Genomic DNA, 11,007 nt, shown 5'->3' with positions numbered 1-11,007 from the left:
ACCTATGGAATCCATTTAATGTGCTTGAAATTTGGTTTGCGTTTTTGAAGGAATGCATCCCGCCCCTCTTTGGCTTCATCTGTCATGTAAGCCAGACGGGTAGCCTCTCCGGCAAATACCTGCTGTCCCACCATTCCATCATCAGTCAGGTTAAACGCAAATTTCAGCATTCTGATGGATGTAGGGGATTTGGCCAATATTTCCTGAGCCCATTCATAAGCCGTATTTTCCAAAGCTTCATGAGGAATCACCGCATTCACCATTCCCATGTCATATGCTTCCTGGGCCGAGTAATTTCTACCTAAAAAAAATATTTCCCGGGCCTTTTTCTGCCCTACCATTTTGGCAAGATATGCTGAACCGTAGCCCCCATCAAAACTGGTAACATCGGCATCCGTTTGTTTGAAAATAGCATGTTCTTTACTTGCGAGGCTTAAGTCGCACACCACATGTAGGCTATGACCACCCCCAACAGCCCAGCCCGGAACTACAGCAATGACAACCTTTGGCATAAACCGGATCAGTCGCTGAACTTCCAGTATGTTTAACCGGTGCATGCCGTCTTCTCCCACATAGCCCTGATGACCCCTGGCTTTTTGATCTCCTCCACTACAAAAGGAAAAAACGCCATCTTTGGGGGATGGCCCCTCTGCAGATAACAATACAACGCCAATATCAGTATCCTCACGGGCATCCAGAAAAGCATCATATAATTCAGAAGTGGTCTGGGGCCGGAAAGCATTTCGAACCTCTGGCCGGTTAAAAGCGATTCTTGCTACGCCACCACATTTATTATAAGTAATATCCTTGTATTCTTTTACTTTTGTCCAGTTGATCATTGAAGGGATAATTTAAGAAGGCAAGATAATAGGGGAAATTAATTTTTAGAAATTATTGGCAAAGTAATCCGCTGATTGGCCTCTTTTTGCTTATTTTGTTTTTTTAAAACAGGCATGATCGTTTTTGGGCAGATTTTATACAGCATAGATCAAATCAAAGCAGGTGATAAAGGACCTTTGCCTCCTGAGTTTGAGCAGGGCTTTCAATTTTGCCGGCGATGGTTAAATGGGCAGGATCGCTTTAGCTTACAAACCTCCGGATCTACCGGTGAACCAAAGATCATCGAAGTATATCGAAAGCAGCTTTTATCCAGTGTCAACGCAACCAGGCAATTTTTCAAGGTTAAAAAGGGTTGGAAATTACTTTGTTGCCTGGATTTGGATAAAATAGCCGGTAAAATGATGTTGCTGCGGGCTTTGGAATGGGAAGCGCATTTATGGGTACATCTCCCGGCCGCCAATCCATTGGAAAATTTGATGGAAGTTGATTTTGATTTTGTAGCCATGGTGCCACTACAGGCGGAGGCTTGTTTAAACAATTCCCGAACAAAGGAAGCATTAAATAAAATAAAGAACCTTATTATTGGCGGTGCCTCCATTTCCGTTCCTTTAAAGGAGGCCTTAAGTAACCTGAAAGGCAGCGTATACCAAAGTTATGGAATGACAGAAACAGTGTCTCACATTGCCCTCGCCGATGTGAAAAAACCCGGTCCTTTGGTTTACCAGACTTTGCCCGGTGTGGAATTGAAAATTGATGGTGAACAGCGGCTGCAGGTCAGGGCTCCCATGACAGGAGATCAATGGCTGCCAACCAATGATATGGTACAAATGATAAGTTCAGCTTCCTTTATTTGGAAAGGCAGGGCGGATTTTGTAATCAATTCGGGTGGGATAAAAATACACCCTGAGGAAATAACCGCAAAACTCAGTGGACTCATGCAGGAATTTTTTCCAGGTAAAAAGTATTTTTTTACGGGCAGACCGGATCATCAATTGGGACAGTCCCTAATTGCAGTGGTGGAAGGAGTTGATGACAAGAAAGTGGGGAAGGCCTTCCTAAACCAGGCAAAAGCAATTCTTCCCAGGTATAAAAATCCAAAAGACATTGTTTTTGTGACCGAAATTAAAATAACTTCTTCAGGAAAAATAGATCAATTGCGTACTTTAGCAACATGGAAAAATTAATGGTATTTATTTTCCTGGCTGCTTTTTTAAAACCGGAAGTACCAGACTCCCCCCTTAGCATTACGGTATATGTCACGGGCCAACAAAAAGGCTTGATACAGTTATTGGTTTTTGATTCCCCTGAGGGATTCCCAGATCAACCACAAAAGGCTATCAGAAGGGAAGCGGTAAAAATTGAAAATGGAAAAGCTTTTTTTCATTTTAAAGATTTAAAAAAAGGAGAATATGCAATTTCCGCTTTTCATGACCAGGATGGCGACGGAAAGATGAGGAAGAATATTTTTGGTATACCCAAGGACCCCTATGGATTTTCCAATGATGTGAGGAATCCTTTTTCTCCGCCTACCTTTCAAAGTGCTGCCATTCAATTACCCAAGGATGGATTAGCCATAAGCTTCACCCTCCTATGAGAATCAGCAAAACCCTGCAAATAACGGTTTCTATTATAGGGCTATTGGCAGCCCTGGTTTATATGTTATATTTTTTCAATTTAGTATCTCATCCGTATATACCCGCTATTTGTGGTGGCCTGCTCATAGCTTCTTATCTGTTCGGCATTTATGCCAAAAAGCAAAACAATAAGTAATTGTTTGACTGAAGCGATTGCTGTTAGGACGCAATAAAACGCCGGAAAAATAAAAGTTTATGATGTTTGTCATGTTTTTCCCTGACGGATGTGAGATGAGAACTGACAGCTGATAGGTATATTTGATTTAGTAATCTATACTTATTTTAACCCAAACCGTCATGAAAAAGCTATTGGTTCCCACTGATTTCTCTACTTATGCAGATGCTGCCTTGGATTTTGCCGTCCATCTGGCGCAAAAGGTGGATGCTGAAATATTGATCATGCATGTGATTCTGACCCCTGTCAATTGGGCCAAATTAACCAGGGAGCAAGAGAAGCTCTATCCGGACACTTTGGAGGTGATCAAAAAGGCAAAAATTGAATTGAGCACCAGAAAATCCAAGATCAGTGCCTTAGGACTAACTGTCAGCGAGCTGTTGCATTTTAGCGATGGGAAGGAAAGAGTCATCCAATTTCTATCCCTTGAAAAAATAGATATGGTCGTCATGGGTTCCCATGGAAAATACGGCTTTAAATCCCATGTGCTTGGTTCTAATACCTATACGGTACTGAGAAAATCAGAAGTGCCTGTTTTTATTGTCAAACCCGGCGAAGAGGCCTTCAGCTTTAAGAAGGTGGTATTGGCTACTGATTTCAAGGAAAGTTCCGCCAAGGCCTTCCAGGTATTGGGAGATACCATTCGCTTACTGGGGGGAGAGATTGAGTTGCTTTATGTGAATACTCCCGCAAATTTTATGGAGGATCAGAAAATCAGAGAAATGGGCGCTCAATTTTTGGAAAAATTCGCTTTCTACACCCATGGTATCCATATTTATGGTGCTTATAATGTCGAAAGAGGAATCATACAATATGCTAAAGCAGAAAATGCAGATGCTGTGGCTTTAATCACACATGGAAAGACCGATTTGCAACAGCTTTTTTCTCCATCAGTAACAGAAAATTTGGTGACTTACCTGGATAAACCTGTAATCAGCCTAAATGTAACAACTAAAGATAAATAAAAAGGCCGGCCGGAATAACCGGACGGCCTTTTTAATGTTTTTCCTGCGGGATTAGCCAAAGAAATCCTTAAGTGCATTTATTTTCCTTTCCAGGGAAGCTTCAACCTTACGGTAGGCTGCCCTGTTGGGTAAGGGCTCGTTAACAGAAATATAGTATTTAATTTTGGGCTCTGTTCCCGATGGTCTGGCAGAAATCTTACTGCCATCCTCCAGGTAAAATTGTATCACATTTGATTTTTCCAGGTCTAAATGATATTCCTTGTTACCTTTCATATCATATATCCTGCTTTCCTGTACATCGATGACTTTTTCCACTTTTATTCCATTTATGGAGGAGGGTTTATTGGTTCTAAAACCTTTCATCAATTCCTGAATCTGTTCTGCACCATCTTTTCCCTTTTTGGTAATAGAAATCAGGGATTCTTTGTAAAATCCATACTTCTGATAAATCTCGGCCAGTACATCAATCAGGCCCATGCCTTTTTGCCTGTAATAGGCAGCTATTTCAGCTACTATGGCGCAGGCAGAGACGCCATCTTTATCCCTGGCAAAATCTCCAACCAGGAATCCATAACTTTCTTCTCCACCGGCTATAAATTCCTTTTCTCCTTCATTGGCGAGAATCACCTTGGCGATATTTTTAAAGCCGGTAAGTACATTAAAATATTCCACTTTAAAATCTCTACTGATAACTCCCAGCAAATCAGTGGTCACAATTGTGCTCACTGTGAATTGATTTCCTGTCAATCGACCTTGTTCCCGATAAAGATTCAATAGGTAATAAATAATCAGGGCTCCGGTTTGGTTACCGTTTAACAATTCAAAATCCCCGTTTTCATTGGGTACCACGGCAGCTGTTCGGTCACCATCCGGATCACAAGCCAAAACCAGCTCGGCTTTAACTTTTTTCCCCAATTTGATGGAGAGGTCCAGTGCCTCAGCTTCCTCGGGGTTGGGATATTTAACGGTAGGGAAATTGCCATCAGGTTCCTTTTGCTCTTCCACTATATGGATATTTTCGAATCCAAATACCTTAAGTGCTGCCGGAACCATTTTTCCTGAAGCCCCATGGATAGGGGAGAAGACAATGGGCATGTCCTTTGCCAGAATATTGAACTGAGGAGAAAGACTCAGTTTTTTTACTTCATTAAGGTATATCAAATCAAAGTCCTCCTCAATGAATTCTTTCAATGCGTCATTTTTGTTCCAATTGACATCATCAATCGATTTTATTTTCAAGACTTCAGTAATGATGTTTTTATCATGAGGGGCCACCACCTGTCCACCATCATTCCAGTAAACCTTATATCCATTGTATTCTTTCGGATTATGTGAGGCGGTTACCATTACACCACTTTCACAACCGAAATGCCTGATGGCGAATGAAAGCATGGGGGTTGGCCGCATTTCTTTAAAATACTTGACCTTTATCCCGTTGGCCGTCATCACGTTTGCCGTAGTGTCTGCAAAAAGAGTGTTGTTGAGCCGGCTATCATTGGTCACCGCTACGCTGATTTCCTGGTTGGGAAAACTTGCCTTCAGGTAATTGGCCAGTCCCTGCGTCGCCATGCCTATGGTGTATACGTTGATACGGTTTGATCCTACCCCCATTATACCCCTTAAGCCACCGGTACCGAATTCCAGATCCCTGTAAAAAGAATCAATCAATTCTGCAGGATCTTCAGCATTTAACAAGGCATTTATTTCCGCTTTGGTTTGGGTATCGATGTTGCTGTTGAGCCAGGATTGCGCTTTGTTTATTATGGATGCATCTGTCATGTGTAAAAAAAGTTTTTTTGTTTTTAGGTTTAGAGCCAAAATATAAGCAATTATATGGATTTACCCTTTACGGCATGTCAGATTTTTGACCGTTCTTTGTTTTATCTGTCCCGGACTTCAATTTTTAAAATGGGGGTTGGAATATGTTTTGAGATTATCTACCTTCATATTTTAATTGAAAATAGCAGACAGTTTTTATGGATTTCGATAAATTAGATGAGGAACTTTCCCAAATCGTAGAGTTGCGCATAAGATTAAGTCAGATTACCTATGCGGATCCTGATTATGATGAAATTGAGGAACAACTTCATGATCTGGAAGACACACTAAATGAAAAGTATGGCCATGAGCTTGAGGGGAAGTTGGAGGAAATTTATGCCACCTTGTCTTCAGATAATGAGGTTTTATTGCCTTCCGCCTATCTGGCCAACAAGTACATTCCCATGCAGCCTGATGCCAGAGGAGTGGTAACATATGATGTTCAGGGGATGGAAGGTGTTCCTGTCGAGTCAGAACAGTTTGATGGTCAGGATGTGCGAATTGCCCTGGTGCCTAATCCAGTCAGATTTGTGATGGTCATCAATGGAAGGCCACTTAAAGATCTATGGCGCTCAAGATAAGGCAACAGTGGAAATAGGATGCAGTAGCAGAAATCCTGAGTTTTTATAAGCAAAGTCTCATTTGAAGCTTGAATGACAATAAATAGTATTGGTTTTATTTCTTTGCTGGTTATAAATGGGATGATATCCGGATGTTCGGCTTTCGTCTACAAACAGGATACAAAGAATTCAACGGATGAACCTCAAAATGAATCTAATTCACAGAATGTAGCAGTCAATGGGAATTCCGGTAGGGAAAATGTACCAGATATAGAGGTAGGCGTGTTTTTTATGCCATCCTGGAATGTTTCTGGAAATGATAAACAAGACATTGATAGTTTTTGGCCTTGTTTGCAGGGCAGGGAGAATTGTAGTTTTTTAACAGATAAAAGATCCTGGGGACCCAATGGAAGGATTTATAATGCCAGCTATCCCTACGAGGGACCTTTTTTGGAAAAGAAGCCGGTAAAAGAGTTGAAAGGCTTTTATAAAAGGGATGATCCGGAGGTAGCCCGAAAGCAATTGGACTACATGCATGAGTATGGGATTGATTTTATTGCCTACAATTGGTTTTTTGGCAGACATTATTATTACCATAAAAATTTTGCTCCTCAAGCACAATTGTATTACCCTGAAAATTGGCCAATTGATACCAAAAGAGATGGTCGGGTACAGGTTCCGGGTTTGGAGGAATGGAATGATCAATTAGAGGTTTTATTACAGGAAAACGCCAAAAGGCCTGAAGGCAAACAGCTGAAATTTGCCTTAAACTGGTGCGATGACAGTGATGACCGCTGGATACAATGGCTTCGCATGGCTTCCCCGCAAAATATAAATTCCCGCACCAATTATCCGGGAGAGACTCCGGACAAACAATTGTACCTAAAAGTTCATGATAAAATTACCCTGTTGTGGATAGATAAATATTTCCAAAGGAAGGACTACTTAAAAGATGATTCCGGTAGGCCTGTGGTCTATATGTATTTTCCCCACGATACCGAAGCAAGGGCAAGTTATTACGGAATAGGATTGGACGACTTACTGCAAAGATCTCAGGATTTGGCCAGAGAGGCGGGGCTCCCGGGGATAAAATTTATTGCAGTGACCTCAGGAGCAATGACGGCTTCGTTAAAACCCTATGCACTACCCACCACCTGGAAGCCACTTGATGCAAAGCAACCCTGGCAGGGAGGAAAATATACCAATCGCATGCTTTTTCAGGATTATGTCCCCCGGTTAAAAGGTTTAGGCTTTGAGGGCATGACCGCTTACATCTACCATGATTTTTATGAGCAAAACAATAAGAGCTATTCTGATATGCGGAAAACCTATCAGGGTCATTGGGATAAATGGTCAGCATTTTTTAAAAAAGACGCTGATTTTGATTATCAGATACCTGTGGCGATGGGGTGGGATAGGAGACCCGCAGGAGGTACCTGGCCCCAGCAGAGCGGATTTCCAAGTGAGCCTTTAAAAGACAAGGTTGTGTCCGACAAATCATCATTTAAAGCAAAAATTACCGCCGCCAAAGAGGTATTGGTCGAAAATCAGCCATCAAATGGCAATACTTTGATGGTTTGTTGCTGGAATGAATACCTGGAAGGCAATCATATAGAACCGACTGAGGGTCATGGCTTTGATTATCTGGAAGTAATCAGAGCGCTTTTTAAAACAGATTAAAGGTATAAGTTTCGCAACCAAACCTATTGGTCATATAATGCCTGCAGGGGATCATTTGAATCCAAGATGTTTCCTGATTTTATCCAATAAATCAATGGCAGTAGCACGGGCTCTTTTTTCTCCCGCCTTTAACTTTGCGTCCAATTCCTCCTGGTGCTTCATTAAATGATCATAAGCCTTCCTTTCTTTTTGGAATTTATCCAGGATCAAGCCCAGCAGTTCTTTTTTTGCATGGCCATATCCGAAGTTTCCGCCCCGGTATTTATTTCTAAGCACTTCCGTTTGGGAGGGCTCAGCCATCAGTTGAAACAATTTAAACACAGTACAACTATCAGGATCCTTAGGCTCCTCCAAAGGTGTACTATCTGTAATGATGGTATTGATATTTTTTTTCAATTGTTTCTCTGGCAAAAAGATATCTATATAGTTGTTGTAGGATTTACTCATCTTTTGGCCGTCCGTACCTGGGATGATCATGACATTTTCACTGATTCTGGCTTCTGGTATGGTCAGTAACTCTACACCGAGACGGTGGTTAAAGCCACTGGCTATATCTCTGGAGATTTCCAGATGTTGCAACTGATCCTTGCCTACCGGTACCAGGTCCGCTTCATATAGCAATATATCGGCAGCCATCAATACCGGATAAGTGAAAAGACCTGCATTGACATCGGAGAGCCGGTCGGATTTATCTTTAAAGCTATGGGCATTGGCCAACATGGGAAAAGGCGTAAAACAACTCAGGTACCAGGTGAGTTCGGTTACCTCTGGAATTCTGGATTGCCTGTAAAAAACGGTCTTTTCGATGTCCAGGCCAAATGCCAACCAGGCCGCAGCGACAGCATTAACATTTTCCACTCTTTGCTGCGCATCCTTGATGGTGGTCAGCGAATGCAAATCTGCAATAAAAATAAATGATTCATTGTTATCCTTCAAAATAAGGTCAATGGCCGGTTGTATGGCCCCTAAAATATTCCCCAAATGAGGTTTTCCTGAACTTTGAATTCCTGTAAGTACTCTTGCCATTGCTATGATTTTGTTGCAAATTAACCAATTAAAGAATAATTTGCGGCAATTTTAACGTTATTTGCTGGTATGAAGAGGATAGTATTTTTATTTGGGCTTGGAAGTTTATTGTTTTCCTGTTCGCCGGACGTTAAGAGTCAGGATGTTGAAGGTTCTGGCCTGGTCTGGGAAAAAAAACAATTAAATATCGGTGCTGTTCTGGAAGAGAACGGAACAGCAACCGCTGATTTTTATTTTGTCAATAATACAGACACAAATGTTCTGATTGAAGATGTTCAAACAGATTGTGGCTGTACCGTGGCTGATTTTTCAAGGGACACTATCGGTATCGGAAAAGTTGGGCAGGTAAAGGTAACCTATGACCATCAATCGCGGGGTGGTACTTTTTCCAAAATGATTCTGGTCAAAACAAACCTTGACCAGGATGGGGATTCACTTTTCCTGGAAGGTGTAAATGTGCCTTATCCCAAAAATCCACAATCGCATTATCAAGTAAAAAAGAATGGATTGGGTTTTGTATTTGAAACCAATAATTTGGGTACCCTTTTTACCAATCAAGCTAAAATCAAACCGCTTGATTTTTACAATTTCAAAGATACCCCCATTCAGTTGAATCAGGTACAAAACAATATTCCAGATTACATACAGGTTCAAATGGTCCCGTCTGTGGTACAGCCGGAAAGCCGGGGGGTTTTGGAAATTACCTACGATCCAGCCATAAAGAATGATTTTGGTTTTGTGGAAGAAGAGCTGGAATTATCCGTTATTTCTTCTGAAAAAATGGAATTGTCCTTGAAATTAATCGCTGTTATTCATGAATATTTTGACCCAACTCCAATAAATCAACTTGACAGTGTTCCAAAACTAGAAATAAGTGAACAGGAAGTCGATTTGGGAAGAATCAGTTCCAATAAACCAATCTCCGGAACCCTGACCCTGGAAAATACCGGTCCTCAACCCTTAAACCTGAGAAAAGTGGTATCCAATTGCTCCTGCCTGTCTTTTGAACTCCCCACAAATGACCTCAAATCAGGCCAAAGAGCAGATATTGTTTTTACTTTTGACCCGAAAGGGAGAAGGGGAATTGACCATAAAACCCTGACTTTCTTCAGCAACGACCCCATTAACCCAACCCAAATGGTGATCATCAAAAGCAGAATAGATTAAGCGGGTTTTTGAAAATTCCGGATTTGTCAGTGCAGCCGTTTTATTATAATGGCAAATAAGACCTTAATATATCGGACAAGCTTGTTATTTTGGCATTTAAAACGGAATTTTGGTTTACTTTAGAAAACAGGCTCTGCCTTTTCATCCAAAAAAAGAGAATATTATTGTAGAGTTGCATGGATCATCCCAAGAAAGAAATCGTTGATAAAATCAGACAGTTGGAAGAAAAGTTCAGGTCTTCCGGACAGGACCTTTCATCCTATTTGGAAGGATTGCTTCATGCTGATTATCTAAATTATTGGGATTATATCAATTTGGATACTTTATTGACTTTGCAGCAGCCCAAAACCTCCTTTAAGGATGAAAAAATATTTATCATTTACCATCAGATCACAGAGTTGTATTTCAATCTGATACTTTGGGAATTGGAACAAATGGCGGCGGTAAAGGATATTGAGATAGGTTTTTTTAAAAACAGACTCAAGCGGGTGATCATGTATTTTGATCTGTTGATATCCTCTTTTGCTGTCATGTGGAAAGGAATGGAACGTGAGCAGTTTATGAAGTTCCGTATGTCTCTGCTTCCGGCGAGTGGCTTTCAAAGTGCCCAATACCGGATGATTGAAATCATGTGTACGGATATTCAAAATCTGGTTTACCTCGCAGAGCGAGAAGATTACAAAGACATCAATCTGACGAGTATCGACAGTCTTTTTGATATACTTTACTGGCAGTATGGGGCCAAAGAGCTGGCAACAGGAAAAAAAACCCTGACGCTTAAATCCTTTGAGCAAAAATATGGCGGCTCTCTGAAAGAACTCATTGCCAAATTCAGGAAGAACAACCTGTGGAAAAAATATTTGTACCTGCCCGATAAAGATGAGGAACTGACGGATTTGATGAGGGAATTGGATGAAAAGGCAAATGTCTACTGGCCCCTGGCGCATTACAAATCTGCTGTGAAATACCTTCAGAAAGACCCAATGGATATCGCCGCCACCGGCGGAACCAATTGGCAAAAATTTCTTCCTCCCCGATTTCAAAAAGTTATTTTTTATCCGGATCTCTGGTCAGAGGAAGAAGTCAATAATTGGGGTAAGAACTGGGTGGAAAAAGAACTGCTTGGGGGAGTGAAATAAGCA

Annotated in this window: 10 protein-coding genes; 7 read left to right on the top strand and 3 right to left on the bottom strand. The window is 41.2% G+C overall.

Annotated elements, in window-relative coordinates; translation table 11 throughout:
* Positions 1-2 precede the first annotated feature (2 nt).
* Positions 3-839, bottom strand: a complete 837-nt coding sequence (locus tag G9Q97_RS06050; protein WP_187357712.1) for a 1,4-dihydroxy-2-naphthoyl-CoA synthase — start codon at positions 837-839, stop codon at positions 3-5.
* A gap of 114 nt (positions 840-953) precedes the next feature.
* Between G9Q97_RS06050 and G9Q97_RS06045 the strand changes: the two genes are divergently transcribed.
* From G9Q97_RS06045 to G9Q97_RS06035, 3 genes are all read left to right on the top strand, one after another.
* Entirely contained in the window at positions 954-2,024 is a 1,071-nt protein-coding gene (locus G9Q97_RS06045; protein WP_166144179.1) for an AMP-binding protein, read from the top strand.
* On the top strand, positions 2,012-2,434 hold the full coding sequence (locus tag G9Q97_RS06040) for a DUF2141 domain-containing protein (RefSeq protein WP_166144177.1): 423 nt from the start codon (positions 2,012-2,014) through the stop codon (positions 2,432-2,434). Before G9Q97_RS06045 ends, G9Q97_RS06040 begins: the two co-directional genes overlap by 13 nt.
* Before the next feature lie 337 nt (positions 2,435-2,771).
* A complete protein-coding gene (locus tag G9Q97_RS06035; RefSeq protein ID WP_166144175.1) occupies positions 2,772-3,614 on the top strand; it encodes a universal stress protein in 843 nt (280 codons plus the stop codon).
* A 51-nt stretch (positions 3,615-3,665) separates the two neighbouring features.
* Here the strand turns inward: G9Q97_RS06035 and G9Q97_RS06030 are convergent, their stop codons facing one another.
* Positions 3,666-5,393 carry a phospho-sugar mutase gene (locus G9Q97_RS06030; protein WP_166144173.1) on the bottom strand — a complete coding sequence of 576 codons (1,728 nt, stop codon included), beginning with the start codon at positions 5,391-5,393 and terminating at the stop codon, positions 3,666-3,668.
* Between the two features lie 197 nt (positions 5,394-5,590).
* Between G9Q97_RS06030 and G9Q97_RS06025 the strand changes: the two genes are divergently transcribed.
* Together G9Q97_RS06025 and G9Q97_RS06020 are read left to right on the top strand one after the other, a co-directional pair.
* Positions 5,591-6,013: a hypothetical protein gene (locus G9Q97_RS06025; RefSeq protein ID WP_166144171.1), complete on the top strand. Its 423-nt coding sequence runs from the start codon at positions 5,591-5,593 to the stop codon at positions 6,011-6,013.
* Positions 6,014-6,085: 72 nt separating this feature from the next.
* Positions 6,086-7,672 (top strand): glycoside hydrolase family 99-like domain-containing protein, encoded by a 1,587-nt coding sequence (locus tag G9Q97_RS06020; RefSeq protein ID WP_166144169.1) that lies wholly within the window; start codon positions 6,086-6,088, stop codon positions 7,670-7,672.
* A gap of 51 nt (positions 7,673-7,723) precedes the next feature.
* On the opposite strand, the gene trpS is transcribed toward G9Q97_RS06020, so the two are convergent.
* Positions 7,724-8,698 (bottom strand): tryptophan--tRNA ligase, encoded by a 975-nt coding sequence (trpS, locus tag G9Q97_RS06015; protein ID WP_166144167.1) that lies wholly within the window; start codon positions 8,696-8,698, stop codon positions 7,724-7,726.
* Between the two features lie 69 nt (positions 8,699-8,767).
* Here trpS and G9Q97_RS06010 point away from each other — a divergent pair, with 69 nt between their 5' ends.
* Positions 8,768-9,865: a DUF1573 domain-containing protein gene (locus G9Q97_RS06010; RefSeq protein WP_166144165.1), complete on the top strand. Its 1,098-nt coding sequence runs from the start codon at positions 8,768-8,770 to the stop codon at positions 9,863-9,865.
* A gap of 176 nt (positions 9,866-10,041) precedes the next feature.
* The gene (locus G9Q97_RS06005) at positions 10,042-11,004 is read left to right on the top strand and encodes a tryptophan 2,3-dioxygenase family protein (protein WP_166144164.1); all 963 of its coding nucleotides are present in this window, start codon (positions 10,042-10,044) and stop codon (positions 11,002-11,004) included.
* The last annotated feature ends 3 nt before the right edge of the window (positions 11,005-11,007 follow it).

The organism is Cyclobacterium plantarum (assembly GCF_011290685.1).
In the GTDB taxonomy this organism is placed as follows: Bacteria; Bacteroidota; Bacteroidia; order Cytophagales; family Cyclobacteriaceae; genus Cyclobacterium; species Cyclobacterium plantarum.
This window is presented reverse-complemented; position numbering and strand designations above follow the sequence as displayed.